Here is a 17651-nt window from a genome sequence, read left to right on the forward strand (position 1 = left end):
TTAATTCCATTTAAGTTATGTAATTTAGCTAAATAAGAACAGCGATTAAATATTCAGTCCAGATTAAAGACCCTATCCATTCAAATTGTAAGGGCTAACTAAAACTAGTTACTTTTTAGCATACACAAAAATACCGATAATAAAAACATACTGAGTACATTAATTTTAAATACCTATAACTTAAATTACCTTCCATCCCAAAAACACCAATGCAAAACCAACCAAATAAACCAAGCCAACCCAACTCAATGTTCGCACCAATTTAGAATGCTGAATACTGGGCTCTGAGCGCACTAGGCTAAAATTTAGCCATGCAAAAATAGGCGTGGTAACAAACGCAAGTGTCATGGCAAAGGTAAGCATGGGGCCGAGGGCTGATTTAAAAAATAAAATCACTGCCATGCCAGCAAAAGCTTGTAGCACGAGCCAAATATTTAAGCTGTGTTTAGATTGCTTAAAACCGAGTAGTTTGTGAGATTCATTTAAGGTGCGAGCGTAACCATCAAGCACAGTTAGGGTAGTACCAAACATACATAAGAAAGCGATAACTGATACTAATGGCCGTGCCCACTCGCCTATAGTCAACGCATACATATCAATAAGCTGCTTGGCAAATGCCACGCCACCAAGCGCAATCTCACTACTTTGGCCGAATTGCACTAATACGCCCAAGGAGAAGAATACTAATGCTAATGCTGCGGTTAACCAGTAGCCGATATTAAAATCAAATAAACCCTGCGCTCTTGTTACTGTTTGTTGGTTTTGCTTTTCTTTAAGCCAAAGCGAGCTTAATGCTGATATTTCAATAGGTGCGGGCATCCAGCCCATTAAAGCAACCATAAAACCAACCATGGCAAGTGCAAAGGGTGATGGGCCAACGGTGTCAGTACTACTAACCGGGCCATTGTTAAAAGCAATACCTAATGCAATGACAGTAGTGAAAGTTAATATAACCATAATAACTTTAGCCGCGTTATCAAGGGCTTTGAAATGGCCTAATAACAATATGCACAAGCACACAAATAAAATTAACCAGCACAATAATGTAATAGAGATATTTACGGGTAAAGCGTAGTGCAATAGGCTTGCAGTAAGTAATATAACTCCCGCTGTATTAACAATAGCAGCGACAATGTTCAGTACTATAAAGCTATAAAAAAACCACTTACCTTTGCTTTGATACCCTTCGACTAAACTATTCTTTGTCGCTAATGTATATTCGATTCCAAATCGAAAGAATGGGTACTTAAGCACATTCACAGCAATGATCAGCCACAGTAGCTGCCAACCAAACAGCGCCCCCGCTTGTGTAGATGCAACCAGGTGAGAACCACCAATTGCGGCGGTTGCCATTAATATACCGGGACCTAACGCATTTAAGCGCCCTTGCCACTTAGTAGTTGCTGTTGACATAAATTTCTTAACTGCTTATTTATAATTACTAAACAACTTACAGTCTTTTAATTTAAATTGAAAGTGAGGAAATTGAGAGTTAATGAAAGTGAATAAGTTTAATGTTGTGAGAAACTTAGAATAAAAAAAGCTGGATTTTAGTTACCTAAAAACCAGCTCCATATTAAAAACCAAAATGATTAACGTAAGTCCATTTCCTGAACTTTTTCGTGAGCAATCTCAGGGGTCGTACTCACTGGTTTTTCGTGTAGATTTGCTTTAACTTGTCCTTTTCGATGTTTTAGTGCCGCATCGAGTTTTTTGGCTGCACTTGCAATCGCAGGGTAAAGAACTTCGTTCTCACCTTTTACTGACAAGCGCGCGCCTTCATAAATGGTGCTAATTTCTGCTTGGAACTTGTGATGCTCCTTGGAAAGAATAATATCAAGTGCAATAAGAGATGGAAAATGACTTTCAATTTTTGAAAATTTTTCGTTGATGTGCTCTCTAATAGAGTCAGTAACGTCAACATGGTGACCAGAAAGATTAATTTTCATAGGGTATCCTTTTTTGTGTTACCTCATAATTAGTATTGGGGGTTATTTGAATTAACACAAGGAGAAAAAGCAGAAATATGACATTTATTTGTTACTAAAGTTGACTCAGATCAGTTCAGTCACATTAAATATGCAAAAGCCCGCATGTAGCGGGCTCTTCAACAGCATACTTAATTTTGTATATTAAGTGTACGAACAGCAATAATCAGCAAAGTCAGCCACTTTCACCTGAAATTTCACGTTAGCATCAACATTAAATGACTCGCCTTCAGACATGGTTTTCCATTCGCTCTCGCCTGGTAATAAAACTTGCCATTCACCACCATTTAATTCCATTAATTCTTTTTTGCTTGTAGCAAATTCAAATTCACCAGGTTGCATAAAACCTAATGTTTTTGTGCTGCCATCACTCATAACCACGGTACGGCTTGATACTTTACCATCAAAATATACGTTGGCTTTTTTAATCACACTTACATTATCAAACTGAGACATCCTCACTCCTGTTTATAGTTTATAAATTTAATTACGTCTACAGTGCCTGATACGCCTAAGGCTTGCAAGTAACAAGGTGTGAAAAATACTCACTTGAAACATAGAAGCTAGGTGAAAGGTCAAAGCTACTAGGGTTTAAAGGGCGAGCTTTATTCACCACAAAGGAGACTTAGTGGTAGAGATTATTCATTAGACTTTCTCTATGAAGCGCGAAGCGCCTCTGTGATCTCTGTGGTGAAATCCCTTTTACCTTAATCAGGCTAAAGTTGTATGGCTCGTGCCACTCTAGCTTTACTCTTATAATTTCCCCAACAAAAAAGCCCGCACTGCATTTAAAACAGTGCGGGCTTTTAAATTTAAGCCGTAAAAATTAAAACAATTCGTTTGCTTTGTTTACGATGTTTTCTACGGTGAAGCCAAAGTGTTCAAACAGCTCGTTAGCAGGAGCTGACTCACCAAAGGTGGTCATCCCCACTACTGCGCCATTTAGGCCAACGTATTTGTACCAGTAGTCAGCAATACCGGCTTCTACGGCTACGCGGCGTGTAACGCTTGCTGGTAGTACACTTTCTTTGTAAGCAGCGTCTTGTGCATCAAATACATCGGTTGATGGCATTGATACAACACGTACTTTTTTGCCTTGCTTACGTAGTTCAATTGCAGAGTCTTGCGCTAACTGCACCTCAGATCCTGTCGCAATTAAAATAAGATCGGGTTCGCCGTCACAACTAAGGATATAACCGCCTTTTTTCACATCACTTAACTGCTGTACTGAACGCTCTTGTTGCTCAAGACCTTGGCGAGTGAAAATCAAAGATGTTGGCCCATCTTGACGCTCGATGGCTTGTTGCCATGCAATGGCTGACTCGACTTGGTCACATGGACGCCAGTTAACAAGGTTAGGCGTTAAGCGCATGCTAGCAATTTGCTCTACAGGTTGGTGAGTTGGACCATCTTCACCTAAACCAATTGAATCGTGCGTATAAACAAAAATACTCGGCACTTTCATTAATGAAGCCATACGTACTGCGTTGCGCGCATATTCCATAAACATTAAGAATGTAGCGCCATAAGGGATAAACCCTTTATGTAATGCAATACCATTCATAATGGCCGACATACCAAACTCGCGAACACCGTAATAAATATAGTTACCGCTTGCGTCATCAGCAGTTACGCCTTTTGAACCATCCCAAATTGTTAGGTTTGAGCCAGCTAAATCAGCAGAGCCACCCATAAACTCTGGTAATAATGGACCAAATGCGTTCAATGCATTTTGAGAGGCTTTACGTGTCGCAGGGTTTGCAGGGTTTGCTTGTAGTTGCTCGATATATTCTTGAGATTTCTCGCTCCAATCAGCAGGTAGTTCTGAGCTTGTACGGCGTTTAAATTCTGCAGCAAGCTCTGGGTGTGCTTTTGCGTAGGCAGCAAACTTTTCATCCCAACTTGCTTCAAGTTGCTGACCTTTTTCTTTTGCGTCCCACTGATTATAAATATCAGCCGGAATATCAAATGCTTCCCCCGTCCAACCAAGAAATTCACGAGAAGCTATAATTTCATCTTCACCTAATGGCGCACCATGGCTGTCATGGCTACCTGATTTATTTGGTGAGCCATATCCAATCACTGTTTTACAGCAAATTAAGGTTGGTTTGTCGGTGATGCTACGCGCTTCTTCAATGGCTGCGCGAATAGCGTCTGAATCGTGTCCATCGACGCCACTGATTACATGCCAGCCATATGATTTAAAACGTGCTGGTGTGTCGTCGTTAAACCAACCTTCAACTTCACCATCAATAGAAATACCGTTGTCATCCCAAAATGCCACTAACTTGCCAAGCCCTAAAGTGCCAGCAAGTGAACACGCTTCGTGAGAAATACCTTCCATTAGACAGCCATCACCTAAAAAAGTATAAGTGTGGTGATCAACAATATCGTGGCCTTCACGGTTAAACTGTGCAGCAAGTGCTTTTTCAGCAATGGCCATACCGACGGCGTTTGTGATCCCTTGACCTAATGGCCCCGTAGTGGTCTCAATACCCGGCGCATAACCATATTCTGGATGACCCGGAGTTTTAGAATGCATTTGACGGAAGTTTTTGATTTCGTCAATTGGTAAATCATAACCACTTAAATGCAGTAGAGAATAGATAAGCATTGAACCGTGGCCGTTTGAAAGTATAAATCGATCTCTGTCTACCCACTCTGGATTGGTTGGATTGTGGTTTAGATAATCGCGCCATAATACTTCTGCGATATCAGCCATGCCCATAGGGGCCCCAGGGTGACCAGATTTGGCCTTTTGAACTGCGTCCATTGATAAGACGCGAATAGCGTTTGCAAGTTCTTTGCGAGACGGCATGAATTCTCCTACCTTTAACTGTGTTTGCGCTGGTTGTTGTATGTTACCCAAACAACTGGGATTGAACACCCATTCTTACTTATTGTGGGGGCTGTGTGCAATTAAAAACCCTATTTAATTGGCCATTATGAAAATTTTTTAAGAACAAAAAGTTATTAGTAAGGTTAATTAGCATTTAAATAGACGTCTAGGCGTAAAAATACTATGCAAATATATTTGTTTTAGATAAAATACGTCCCTTAATTTTTTAGCGCTCTTACCGACGTTTGTGAAGCGCAATATTTGTGAGCAGAAATACAATGGCAAAACATTTATTTACTTCTGAATCAGTTTCTGAAGGTCATCCGGATAAAATTGCAGATCAAATCTCTGACGCGGTACTTGATGCCATTTTAGAGCAAGATTCTCATGCCCGTGTTGCGTGCGAAACTTACGTAAAAACCGGTATGGTTATGGTCGGTGGTGAAGTCACCACGAGTGCTTGGGTTGATATTGAAGAAATCACCCGTAAAACGATACGTGAAATTGGTTACACTCATTCTGATATGGGTTTTGATGCTGATTCGTGTGCAATTTTAAATACTATTGGTAAGCAGTCTCCTGACATCAACCAAGGTGTTGACCGTACAAGCCCCGAAGAGCAAGGCGCTGGTGACCAAGGCTTAATGTTTGGTTACGCATGTAACGAAACTGAAGTGCTAATGCCTGCACCAGTGACTTATTCACACCGCTTAGTCCAGCGCCAAGCGCAAGTACGTAAAAGTGGAGAGCTCAACTGGTTACGCCCAGATGCAAAATCACAAGTTACTTTTGCATACGAAAATGGCAAACCAGTAAGTATTGATGCGGTAGTGCTTTCTACTCAACATAGTGAAGACATTTCACAAAATGATTTAGTAGAAGCAGTGATGGAAACTATCATCAAGCCAGTACTTCCAGCTGAGCTTATCACCAGCGAAACTAAGTTCTTTATTAACCCAACAGGTCGTTTTGTTATCGGCGGCCCTATGGGTGACTGTGGTTTAACGGGTCGTAAAATCATTGTTGATACCTACGGCGGCATGGCGCGTCACGGTGGCGGTGCTTTCTCTGGTAAAGATCCATCAAAAGTTGACCGCTCAGCGGCATATGCTGCACGTTACGTTGCTAAAAACGTAGTAGCTGCTGGCCTTGCTGATAAGTGTGAACTACAAGTGTCTTACGCAATCGGTGTTGCAGAGCCTACCTCAATCAGCGTTGAAACGTTTGGTACCAGCAAGTTAGAAGAAAGCCGTTTAATCGAGCTTATTCGTGAACACTTTGACCTGCGTCCATATGGCCTAATTCAAATGCTTGATCTTGAACGTCCAATTTACCTACCAACAGCCGCTTATGGTCACTTTGGTCGTGAAGAATTCCCTTGGGAGCGCACCGATAAAGCCGACGCACTTCGTGCAGCAGCTGGCCTTTAATTCCAGCCTTTATGCAAATACAAAAAAAGCGCCATTTGGCGCTTTTTTTGTATTTTTCTGACCGATATTAAAATAGGTTATGCTAAAACTTTACTTAGCTAACTCGGCTTAACCAACTCACCCGCTACACTGACCCACCACGCTCACTTGCTCAGCCTTGGTATAGTCTTTATTAATGAGCTGAACACGTAAAGCTTGCATCGTTTTAAGCGCACTTTTTAAACCTACTTTATTGCTTATCCAATAAGGCAATGACCCTCCGGGATCTGCAAATGCGGTATATTCAATGCTGAGCTGTTCGTTAATTTGTGTAAGTAGCCAACTTGCACGTAATTGCTCAAATCGAATAAAACCTTCAAGCCTTGGGATATAATCAGGGCGGCCTTGAATAATAAGCTCAGTTTGCTTGGCACTTATGGCTTTGTAGCAAGAGTGACTAACCATGTCGCGATTACTTACCGGCCACGGTGGATCGAACTGGGTATGAACAAGGGCTTCATTACGACTGGGCCGTGCAATAACGTCGACCTGAGTGACATTTTCAAGCCACTGTGGTGCGCTCGAGGTATCACTTAATAAGGCCATAAAATCACTCGCCATTACGGCTTTTACAGTCATATCAGCCTGCACTTCAAAAATACCGTTTGCGTGCTTTTTATAGTTTACCGTAACCCCATCTTGAGACTTCCAATGCTGCCACGGCGCCTCTTTTGCTGCGCAGTTAAAACCAATTAATAATATTAGCAAATAAACAATGCGCACTTTTAATCATCCTTGTAACTATCAATTACAACCAGTAAGGTGGTTTTGCCAATGAGGCGTGGCGGCTTTTTTCCATTGCGCTAACTAAAAACTCTGACTTTTGCTCCAACCAATTTTGAATTTTTATTAAGCCTTCATCATCTTGTCCTGCGCAAAGTTGCTTTAAATACTCAAGCGTACTTAACTCATAAATTCCATGAGAAATATCAAGCCATGGCACTCTAAATTCACTACGCTCTTCTTTATCAAACAAAGCGCCTAAACAATTGCCGCTGAGTAAACTATTTTCAAGCCTCACTTTAAGCCCTAAATAGTCTTTATAAGAAAACGATTGTTGTTCTGGTAATAAGCGGTGCATATCTTGCCAGTCTTTCTCGAACAATCGATTAGCAATATCTTTAACAGGCTTTTCAGCAGCTTGCAATTCAACCTGCCCCCAATCTTTACGCCACTGCTTCTCTACTAACCAAGTCGTTAGTGAGAGTAATAAACGATTGTAACGAGTGCTATGAAATAAAGCGTTAATATCTTCAATGTTTGGCTGTAGCTCTTTTAAGTCAGTGATAACTTGGGTGAGCTCAGGAGCATTATTAATTTTTTTATAGTAAGCGTGGCGCTTTGAAGTATAAGTTTTTAGTTGAATGGCATTTTCAACCCAAGCAATCTCACTTAACAGCCACTTTAGCTCAGTCCGTAGCTGATTAGTGCTATCTTTACTAACAATGTCATCATAAAGCCAAAAAGTATGACGAATTAAACTAATACCATCGGTAACACGCTTGAGGGTTTTTAAGCTCGGCTTATCAAAGTAGCATTGCTCGTGCTGCTGTACAAAGCGAATACCAAAATTCATAGCAGCTATTAACGCTTGTTCTTGGCTGGCATTTTGCGTTAGCGAAACAAAGCCTATTGATTTAGAAGGTTTCAGCGGCTTGTTGTCAGCAAGGCGGTAGCCCCGCGCGGCTTTTGAGTATAACCCAAGGCGGATTTTCCCTGTGCCAACTAACTTATCTGCAAGAGCAAATAACTCACTACGGCTGCCCTGCATGAGTTCTATTTCAAGCTCACAAATTGGCTCCATTGCACCCGATGCTGCTACTTCTCCTTTATCAAGTACCACCTCTATTTTAGCACCGCTATCGGTTTCAACGAGCCAAGTACGGCGTATAAAGTTAGTACTAAAAATAGGATAAAGATTTTCAGCAATAGCATTTACCTGCATGCCGTGAGGCCAAATACTGGTATCGAATGCTAATAAATCTGGACGAGCGTTGGCGATGGGTAGATTAAACTCAGGGCGTTGATGCAACCCACCGACTACTTCTCCTGCTAATTTAATGGTTTGCTCACATTGACTATCAGCGCAGCGGGTTCTAAAACCAATATCCAGCGCGCGAAGTTCACGACTTGGCGTATCGTAGTAAGCGTTTTGCAAACTGCGCGAAGGTTTATTAGTAACGGTTTTAGCAAATTGAGTGATTAACGCGGGGATCAGTGAAACTACAGCATCTGACACCAAAAATTTCAGTTCTATCTCAGTATCCATTAGAGTCGCGGATTACCTTTAAAATAATTAAGTGCTCAAAATAAACAAAGCAGACTAACAATGCAAATTTTTTAGTTAGTTAGGTAAAGCTGTGTCCATAATCAATGGATTACAATATCAGCCTTGCTATTAATTAGTGAAATCCATACTATCCCTATATATAATTGAAATAAAAATCATGACCGCTACGGACAAGGTTACATTAACAAGGTAGATTGATGTTAAAACACTGTTTATTCGGGCTACTACTGCTAGCCACTTCGTTTATTAGCTACGCTGAAGAAACGTCAAACTCAGCGCCAGAAAATGAAAATACCGCCTACATTATAGATAACCTCTATATATTTATGCACTCCGGTCCGGGAAAGAACTATCGAATTTTGGGTTCTGTGGATGCAGGTACGCAAATCGCCCTTTTATCCGATGAAGATAACGGCTATTTTAAGGTGTTAGATGATAAAGAGCGTGAAGGCTGGGTTGAAAGCAAATATATAAGTAAAACAGCTGGCTTACATCAACAATATCAAGCACTCAATAATGATATGACGTTGATGCAAGAGCAGCTTCGTCAAGCTGAAATAGAATTACCACAGTTGCAAGAGCAAAACCAAGAGCTAACAGCTCAAAACCAAGCGCTTGCAGAGCAAATAACTAAATTAAAAACGACTATGGAAGCAGAACGTAACCAAAAGCAAGCAGCAAGCTCTAAAGAAAAACGTCAACTATTAACTTACGGCGGCGCAATTGCTTTTATCGGATTATTTTTAGGCATTATTTTAACGATTGTTTTATCACGTCGTAAACGTTATGACGGTTGGGCATAAGCTAAGTAATAAAAAAGCATCTTTTTGGATGCTTTTTTACTTTATGCACTAAATATATCAACATCAGATAAACCCGAACCGATGATAGCTTTATTTTAGCGCTCGCAAGCCACTCACTAACAAAAAATGCAATCACAGCACTTCTGTAAAGTGCAGTACGCTCATAATTTATTTGTGCATATTTTAAATTGCGCTGCCATCTCGCCTAAACGTGGCTGTACTCATCCATGCCCGGGACGCGATTTTTCAGTAACTAGTCATTACTCCCGACGACCATCTAGCACCCAATAACTTGGTTTTTTTAGAATATGCCCACGTCCCCACTACCACAGCTGTGTTAGGTAACTAACGATACTTGCATATGAGCGTCTAAACGTTGATTAAGTTTAGCCTCACTAGTTTGGCGTAATAACCTTCAATATATCTTTCTTGTTCAAGCCGTTTTATACGGTCTAGACATGGGCTTGGGCTTAAGTTAACCTGCTTAGCAAGGTTAACATTTGAAATTCTGCCATTTTTTGCAGAACATCTAAAATTGATAAGATCGAGCATGCGCCATATATTTAGACTTGCCATGGCAGAATTTTATGTGGATAAGCTTAAAGTATGCCCTGTGAATTATCGTAAAACGTAAAATTTAACCAGCATATTCTGCTGGAATTTCATTAGAATGCACGCATTACTACAATGAAAATCGACGAGCAAAGTAATTTGCTTAAAGACACTCCACACTCTTGAGGGTTGCTTATGTTATTCAAAGGCGATTTAACAACAACTTGTCCTATCAGGCAAAAAATTCGTGATTTCTACCGTATAGACGAAAATGAAGTGATTACTCATATTTTACCATTAGCAGAAGTGGGCGTAAAAGCGCGAAGCCGTGCTTGGGAACGTGCTCGTCAAATGGTACATCAAATTCGTGAAGATCTTGATGGGCAAAGTAGTGTTGATGCACTATTGAATGAGTTTTCACTTTCAACTGAAGAAGGTGTCGTACTAATGTGTTTGGCCGAAGCACTACTTCGCGTTCCAGACAAAGACACTCAAGAAACACTTATCCGTGACAAGCTCGCTAATGGCGACTGGAGTTCACATTTAGGTAGTAGTGATTCATTATTTGTAAATGCATCATCGTGGGGCTTATTAGTTACCGGTAAAATGGTTAACTATAATGATAAAAGCAAAGAACAACAGTTTGGTATGTTAAAGAAAACTATAGGCCGCCTTGGCGAGCCGGTTATTCGCCGTTCTGTAAACTTTGCTATGAAGGTTATGGGTAAACAATTCGTTCTGGGCCGAAACATTGACGAAGCCATTGAGCGAGCAGCCGATACAGAGCGTAAAGGCTATGTATATTCATATGACATGCTTGGTGAAGCCGCCCGTACTATGGAAGATGCTGAGAACTATTACCAAAGCTATTTAAAAGCGATTCACTCAATTGGTAAAGCTGCTAATGGCCGCGGCCCAGTAAAAAGCCCAGGTATTTCAGTTAAGCTGTCGGCTATCCATCCTCGCTTTGAGTTTACCCACCGCGAACGTATAATGAACGAAATTCTGCCAAAACTTAAAGAACTGGCAATGGTGGCTAAAAGTTACGATATTGGCTTTACAGTCGACGCCGAGGAAGCGGATCGCTTAGATGTATCATTGGATGTTATTGAAGCGTTATTTAGTGATGATGACTTAGGTGAGTGGGATGGCTTTGGCCTTGCTGTACAAGCATATCAAAAGCGCGCAATTTTTGTAATTGAATGGCTAACCGACCTTGCTCGTCGCGTATCCAAACGTAGACTGATGGTGCGCTTAGTAAAAGGCGCTTATTGGGACACTGAAATTAAAACCACTCAGCAAGGTGGTTTAGATCACTTCCCGGTTTTTACCCGTAAAGCGACCACTGACGTATGTTATAAAGCCTGCGCCATTAAATTACTGGAAGCACGTGATGTGCTTTATCCTCAGTTTGCGACGCATAACGCTTATACTGCAGCGACTATTTTAGAAGTGGCTAAAGGCAACCATGAAGGCTTTGAGTTCCAACGTCTGCACGGTATGGGCGAATCATTATTTGACCAAATAGTTGAAAAAGAAAAACTGCAATGCCGCGTATACGCGCCCGTTGGTGAACACGAAGACTTACTTGCTTATTTAGTTCGTCGTTTACTTGAAAACGGTGCAAACTCTTCATTTGTTAATGCAATTGTAGACACAAAACACCCCGTTGAAGCATTACTACCTGACCCAGTCGAAACATTGCAGGGCTTACGTAATAAATATAATACGCAAATCAAAATGCCAATTGATTTATACGGTGATGAACGCGCCAACTCAAAAGGCATGGACTTAACCGATATCAATGCTATTACGCCACTCAAAGAAAACCTTGATAACTGGTTTCGCGAGCACAATATTGAGCAAAGCCAAGTACCAGAAGGTGCATTAGCAGTAAAGAACCCGGCGAACCACAAAGAAATTATTGGTCATGTGAAGCTGCAAAATAGCGATGACATGAAAGTAATACTAGAAAACTCCGAAACGGCTTTTGAATCTTGGTCACAAACATCCGTAAAAGAGCGCGCTAACTTACTGCGCCGTATTGCCGATATTTTAGAGCGTCATCACGATGAATTAGTCGCTATATGTATTAAAGAAGCCGGTAAAGTCGCTCAAGATGGCATTGATGAAGTTCGTGAAGCCGTTGATTTTTGCCGCTACTACGCAGCCCGTGCAGAAGAGCTTGCTGAAGATGAGCGCTTTGAACCTCGTGGTGTTATTTTATGTATTAGCCCGTGGAACTTCCCGCTAGCCATATTTACAGGCCAAGTCGCCGCTGCAATAGTCACTGGTAATACGGTTATAGCTAAACCCGCGGAGCAAACTAGCTTTATCGCGCTTCGCGCTATTGAGCTAATGCTTTCTGTAGGCTTACCTGAACATGTTGTACAGCCGGTTGTTGCCAGCGGCAGTGATGTGGGTAAAACCATCGTCCCTGACGAGCGCATTCAAGCGGTAATGTTCACTGGCTCAACCGATACCGGTACCTTAATTTCGCGAACACTTGCTGCTCGTACCGATACACAAGTGCCACTAATTGCAGAAACGGGTGGTCAAAACTGTATGATTGTTGACTCCACCGCACTACCTGAGCAAGTCGTTGATGATGTAATTAGCTCTGGTTTCCAAAGTGCGGGACAACGCTGTTCAGCACTACGGGTACTCTTTATTCAAGAAGATGTTGCTGACGGCATTATTGAAATGCTTGCTGGTGCATTAAAAGAGCTACATGTTGGCGACCCATCATTACTTTCGACCGATGTCGGCCCTGTGATTGATGAAAAAGCGCTTAACAACCTCAATGAACATGTGGAGTACTTAAAAGACAAAGCCACACTTCATTACGAGTGCAACATTCCTGATAACACTGAAAACGGCGCGTACTTCTTTGCTCCGCGTTTATACGAAATCAAAGATTTATCTGTATTAAAACGAGAAGTATTTGGCCCATGCGTACATATCATACGCTTTAAAGGTACTGATATTGAAAACGTTGTTGAGCAAATAAATGGCACCGGCTTTGGTTTAACTATGGGTATTCATTCGCGTATAGAGGAGCGATGCGAACGATTAGCTAAGCTATCACGTGCAGGGAACGTATACGTAAACCGTAACATGATTGGCGCAATTGTCGGTGCACAACCATTTGGTGGTCGTGGTTTATCAGGGACGGGTCCTAAAGCGGGTGGTCCTAACTACTTACAACGTTTAGTTAAAGAGGTTGCCTCTCCAGATAACGTACAAATGACCAACTTAACTCCTGACGAGCTTGATTTACACCACTACGAAGGTGCTGCAGAGCAAGTTGATGCACTCATGGCAAACTCCGTTCGTGATGAAAGAGTTTGGCGCAGAACAGCCCTCAATGACCGTGTTTCAGCTGTACGTCAGTTACTTGCTAAAATCGCAACCGTTGAAATTATTGACGATCTAGCCGACGATTTAGCCTTAACACTTTCAGATGCTCGCGCACAGCTTAACCGCCTTGAAAAACGCATGCGTAAACATACTGTGCTACCGGGACCAACGGGGGAATCAAACACTCTACACCTTGAGCCACGAGGCTGTGTTGTTTGCTACGCCGATAAGAGCACTTCATTTAACTTTTGGGCTATCTCTATTATCACGGCCCTTGCAGCAGGTAATACAGTGATAGCCGTAGCCTCTGAATTATTTTATGAAGAAGCCGTTGCCTTCAAAGATAAATTTATCGCAACCGGTGTTGCTGAAGGGGTATTCCAAGTAGCCAAACCAAGCGAATTGCAAGCTATTTTGGCACACCCTCATTTAGCTGCGGCTGTTATTGCTTCTCGCTCTTCTCGTCTTGGTTATTTCAGCCAACAGTTGGCTGAGCGTGAAGGTGCGATTCTACCGGTTATCAGCTCTGAGTATTACGATACACTAATCAAACGCTTACTAAGTGAAAAAGCCATTAGTATTGACACCACAGCCTCTGGTGGCAATACCTCATTAATGACGCTGGTTGAAGACGACGAATAATCACCCGTAAATATAACAAAAGGGCATCAATTTGATGCCCTTTTTACAAGGGCCTGTTGACCTTTGAGGATGAGAATTTGTTCAATCTAGGCAGACTCCTTTGGACAACGCACTTTTGGAACTTATTAATCATTACCTACCACTTATAAAGGCGGTCACATCATAAAAGAGCTCGATTTAGCTCATCGCCGCAGCCAAGATAGCCTTGAAGCCGCAGTAAAGCCGACCGACTTTAACATTGATTTCAACCGTTTTTTAAGCAATCAATTTTAGCATAAAACTGATTTATTCAGGCCAATCCTGTAGCGCTTTTAAACTAAACTCATAGCCGTCAAAACTCAGCACACTTTGTTCAGGAGTGATCTCTAACAACCGGATCTCCCCCATGCTATCACCTTCGAATAATTCACGGTTATTAAGTTTTATCCAACGCTTGTCTGGGGTTGATGAATAAATATGAGCTTGGTATTTAATTTTTGGTAACATGGCATGTAAGCCATCGGGTAGCAGCTCAATAGGGTCAGCATAAGATGAACTTTTAGTACCGCGCGTTACCTGATGAGATTCGATTTTGTCGGTATCGGCAACGGCTTGGGCAAACGCATTTTTTAAGTTATCAGATACCCCTTCAAGCTCTTCATCTTGTTTAGCTACTACCCTTTTTTCTTCAGGGGCTTGTTCAATCGCTTTACCAAGCACTTTGTATTTACTTAAGTCGAGCGCTTCGGATGAATTAGTTGGCTTTTCTGGCCCGGCTACGGCTGCATTATTTGGCATTGTGTTTTGCATTACAGGCGCGTTAGTTTGCGACCCACCACCATTATTTATCATCGCTTGGTTTTGTGAATAGTTTGATAGTGTATTTACTGGCACTTGCACCCATTGATACTGCTGATTGTTCGGGTTACTTGGTGCTAAAGGCTGATTATTTAGCGGCTGATTACGTTGAGGCTGAATGTTCGGCGCTATTGTTTGTGAAGTAGCAGGTTTAGTCGCTTGCTCTGCATTTTTTTCAAGCTTCATAGGCTCTTTTATTGAGTCCGGGTTCTTTTCAGTGACGACTTCTATATTTTGGTTCGACATTTTTTTTTGGTTATTGCTTTGCAGCCACTTTCCTATTGAAAAGCCAGCAAATAAAGTTAAACAAAAGCCAAGTATTAAGCCAAAAGAAATTGCTAAAAAGCGATAGCGCTTTAATTGCTGTTGTTGCTGTTGTTGCTGCAAAGCTAAATCATGCTGCTGGGCAGAATCTGTTTGTTGTGATTGTTTTAACGCATCTAATAAGTACGACATAGTTTATAACTTCTTAAATAACATAGGATAAACCAACACCTAAGGCGAACACGCCAATAAATGCGATAGGGTAAAGCCACGCATAAGAAGCGGCTTGTTGCTTTCTGTGTTGGGTTTGATAAGCATCACTTTGCGGTAAAGCTTCAGCAGCTGAGCGCATCACAATATCACTATCTACAGCCGTTCTCTGCTGAGCAAACGCCCCTACTAAACAGCGCTCACACAGTAAATTAATTAATCTAGGCGTTCCTGCACTTAAGTGAAAAATAGCTTTTAATGCATCAGTCGAAAATACGCCCTGCTCACTGCCTGCAACATATAGTCGGTGCTTAACGTAAGCAAAAGTTTGCCCTTCTGTAAGCGGCAGTAAATGGTAACGAGCAGTAATACGCTGAGCAAGTTGGCGTAATTCATTGCGCTTTAATAACGCTTGTAGCTCAGGTTGGCCAACTAATACGATTTGTAGAAGCTTTTTATAGTCTGTTTCAATATTGGTAAGTAGGCGCAGTTGCTCTAAGGCATCTGGGGCTAATAGCTGAGCTTCATCAATAATTAAAATAGTATGGCCACCAGCTTCATGATTAGCCATTAATTTATTTTTAATTGCGGTGGTTAAGGTTTTTAAGGTCGCACTTTGCTCATCATAACCAATCGCAAATTCATCACAAATACTGGCTAATAACTCTAACTGAGAAAGTGCAGGATTATGAATAAGCCCAACTTGGGTATCATTTGGTAACTGTTCTAGCAAACTGCGGGTGAGTGTTGTTTTACCGGTGCCTACTTCGCCAGTTAATAACACAAAACCACCGGACTCACCCAAACCATAGGTTAAATGTGCCAAGGCTTCTTTATGGCGCTCACTTAAAAATAAATATTGTGGATTTGGCGCAATTGAAAACGGTTTTTCTGACAAGCCAAAGTAGCTTAAATACACCCTAAAATTCCTTGCTTAGTAAATCAACGTCTATAATGGCAAAAAAATTGCCTAAGTGAAAACCTTGTTATCGTTTATTGTGTAATTAACGTAAAATAAATTAAAACGAATGATTGGTGAAGCTTTAAACATGCAAATTTACTTAGTTGGCGGCGCAGTTCGCGATGAATTACTGAATCGAAAAATTAAAGAGCGTGACTATGTGGTTGTCGGGGCAACCCCCGAGCAACTGCTTAATTTAGGCTACCAACAAGTGGGTAAAGACTTTCCGGTATTTTTGCATCCAAAAACTAAAGACGAATACGCACTTGCTCGCCTCGAGCGAAAACAAGGCCAAGGCTATACCGGCTTTGTATGTGAATTTAGCCCAAATGTAAGCCTAGAAGATGATTTGAAGCGCCGCGATTTAACCGTTAACGCCATTGCAAAGGCCGATGATGGCAACTTAATTGATCCTTACGGCGGCAAACAAGACTTAGACAACCGTATTTTACGCCATGTATCATCCGCGTTTAGTGACGATCCGTTACGTATTTTACGTGTAGCGCGTTTTGCTGCCCGTTATCATTACTTAGGCTTTACCATCGCCGATGAAACGAAAACATTATTAAAGCAGATGGTTAGAAAAGGTGAGCTAAAGACCCTTACGCCTGAGCGATTATGGCTTGAATGTGAAAAATCATTAAGCGATGGCGCGTTTGCTGAGTTTTTACAAACACTGGCCGAGCTAAATGCATTAACAGCCATTAGCCCCGCACTTGCCAAGCAGTGGGATGACGCTTTATATCAAAAAATAAAAGCACGCTTTAACTATGCGAATGATCATAAAATTTTCGATACCGCATTACTTTTTTGCCAAGCCACCAGCAGCTTAAATAATGACGAGATAAATGCGATTGCACAAACAATAAGATTACCTAACGAAGTACGCGATCTGGCTTGTTATGTAGTGCAGCATCAGCAAGTGCTAACAGCTAAAACAATAAACCCTGAGCAGTTACTCTCAAGCTGCAATCGGCTTGATTTATGGCGGCGCCCTGAGCGCTTTACGGCATTATTAAACGCACTCGAGATAAATCAATGCAGAAAACTTGAACATCAACAAACTTTATTGCAAGCAAGCCATGAAGCAAGGGCGGTTAACCCACAACAATTTATTGCTCAAGGTATTAAAGGGGCAGATATAAAAACCGCGCTAGAACAAGCGCAGTTAGCTGTATTTAAACGTTACTTTTCATAACGCACAAAGCGTAAAAACATATCCGAGGTCTTTGCATGTAAACTGTTAAGACCTTTATCAAATTGATACACCCACGCTAGATCAGCTCTTGAAACTCCTGAGGTACTGCTCCAATAATTATTCAATTGCGTGTCGAGAAAACTATTTCGTTTTTTAATCCCAGCGGCTTGCCGTGATCTCAAGGCCATTGTGCGTTACTTTTATACGAGGTTGGTTCTCACCGTTAACTATAACCAAA

The 17651-nt window shown here is 41.5% G+C and carries 12 protein-coding genes and 2 pseudogenes; 4 read left to right on the forward strand and 10 right to left on the reverse strand.

Annotation, left to right across the window (positions count from 1 at the left end; genetic code table 11):
• Positions 1–180 precede the first annotated feature (180 nt).
• The 4 genes from ACT3S9_RS12400 to tkt all read right to left on the reverse strand — a co-directional run bounded on the left by ACT3S9_RS12400 (position 181) and on the right by tkt (position 4806).
• Complete coding sequence (locus tag ACT3S9_RS12400) at positions 181–1353, reverse strand: NRAMP family divalent metal transporter (RefSeq protein WP_441992718.1); 1173 nt, start codon at positions 1351–1353, stop codon at positions 181–183.
• Between the two features lie 239 nt (positions 1354–1592).
• Positions 1593–1949: a ribosome hibernation-promoting factor, HPF/YfiA family gene (hpf, locus tag ACT3S9_RS12405; RefSeq protein WP_441992714.1), complete on the reverse strand. Its 357-nt coding sequence runs from the start codon at positions 1947–1949 to the stop codon at positions 1593–1595.
• A gap of 183 nt (positions 1950–2132) precedes the next feature.
• Complete coding sequence (gene ppnP / locus ACT3S9_RS12410) at positions 2133–2444, reverse strand: pyrimidine/purine nucleoside phosphorylase (protein ID WP_441992713.1); 312 nt, start codon at positions 2442–2444, stop codon at positions 2133–2135.
• Between the two features lie 370 nt (positions 2445–2814).
• Complete coding sequence (gene tkt / locus ACT3S9_RS12415) at positions 2815–4806, reverse strand: transketolase (protein ID WP_441992712.1); 1992 nt, start codon at positions 4804–4806, stop codon at positions 2815–2817.
• Positions 4807–5105: 299 nt separating this feature from the next.
• Here tkt and metK point away from each other — a divergent pair, with 299 nt between their 5' ends.
• Positions 5106–6257: a methionine adenosyltransferase gene (gene metK, locus ACT3S9_RS12420; protein WP_441992711.1), complete on the forward strand. Its 1152-nt coding sequence runs from the start codon at positions 5106–5108 to the stop codon at positions 6255–6257.
• A 117-nt stretch (positions 6258–6374) separates the two neighbouring features.
• Here the strand turns inward: metK and ACT3S9_RS12425 are convergent, their stop codons facing one another.
• Together ACT3S9_RS12425 and ACT3S9_RS12430 are read right to left on the reverse strand one after the other, a co-directional pair.
• Positions 6375–7019, reverse strand: coding sequence for an START domain-containing protein (locus ACT3S9_RS12425; protein ID WP_441992710.1), 645 nt, complete (start codon positions 7017–7019; stop codon positions 6375–6377).
• A 25-nt stretch (positions 7020–7044) separates the two neighbouring features.
• Positions 7045–8565, reverse strand: a complete 1521-nt coding sequence (locus tag ACT3S9_RS12430; RefSeq protein ID WP_441992709.1) for a CYTH and CHAD domain-containing protein — start codon at positions 8563–8565, stop codon at positions 7045–7047.
• A gap of 218 nt (positions 8566–8783) precedes the next feature.
• Here ACT3S9_RS12430 and ACT3S9_RS12435 point away from each other — a divergent pair, with 218 nt between their 5' ends.
• Positions 8784–9389 (forward strand): TIGR04211 family SH3 domain-containing protein, encoded by a 606-nt coding sequence (locus ACT3S9_RS12435; RefSeq protein WP_441992708.1) that lies wholly within the window; start codon positions 8784–8786, stop codon positions 9387–9389.
• 256 nt (positions 9390–9645) lie between these two features.
• Here the strand turns inward: ACT3S9_RS12435 and ACT3S9_RS12440 are convergent.
• Positions 9646–9952: pseudogene (locus ACT3S9_RS12440) on the reverse strand (Lrp/AsnC family transcriptional regulator); the annotation flags it as partial.
• 184 nt (positions 9953–10136) lie between these two features.
• Between ACT3S9_RS12440 and putA the strand changes: the two are divergent.
• Complete coding sequence (putA, locus tag ACT3S9_RS12445) at positions 10137–13943, forward strand: bifunctional proline dehydrogenase/L-glutamate gamma-semialdehyde dehydrogenase PutA (protein ID WP_441992707.1); 3807 nt, start codon at positions 10137–10139, stop codon at positions 13941–13943.
• A 285-nt stretch (positions 13944–14228) separates the two neighbouring features.
• Here putA and ACT3S9_RS12450 read toward each other — a convergent pair whose 3' ends face one another.
• Positions 14229–15236, reverse strand: a complete 1008-nt coding sequence (locus ACT3S9_RS12450; protein ID WP_441992706.1) for a general secretion pathway protein GspB — start codon at positions 15234–15236, stop codon at positions 14229–14231.
• Positions 15237–15249: 13 nt separating this feature from the next.
• Entirely contained in the window at positions 15250–16173 is a 924-nt protein-coding gene (locus tag ACT3S9_RS12455; RefSeq protein WP_441992705.1) for an ExeA family protein, read from the reverse strand.
• A gap of 130 nt (positions 16174–16303) precedes the next feature.
• On the opposite strand from ACT3S9_RS12455, the gene ACT3S9_RS12460 reads away from it, so the two are divergent.
• Positions 16304–17413, forward strand: coding sequence for a tRNA nucleotidyltransferase (locus tag ACT3S9_RS12460; RefSeq protein WP_441992704.1), 1110 nt, complete (start codon positions 16304–16306; stop codon positions 17411–17413).
• Here the strand turns inward: ACT3S9_RS12460 and ACT3S9_RS12465 are convergent.
• A pseudogene (locus tag ACT3S9_RS12465) lies at positions 17401–17553 on the reverse strand (DUF1566 domain-containing protein); the annotation flags it as partial. The gene ACT3S9_RS12460 and the pseudogene ACT3S9_RS12465 overlap by 13 nt on opposite strands.
• Positions 17554–17651 lie beyond the last annotated feature (98 nt).

The sequence above is a fragment of the Pseudoalteromonas sp. AOP31-A2-14 genome (assembly GCF_052378035.1).
Taxonomy (GTDB): Bacteria; Pseudomonadota; Gammaproteobacteria; order Enterobacterales; family Alteromonadaceae; genus Pseudoalteromonas.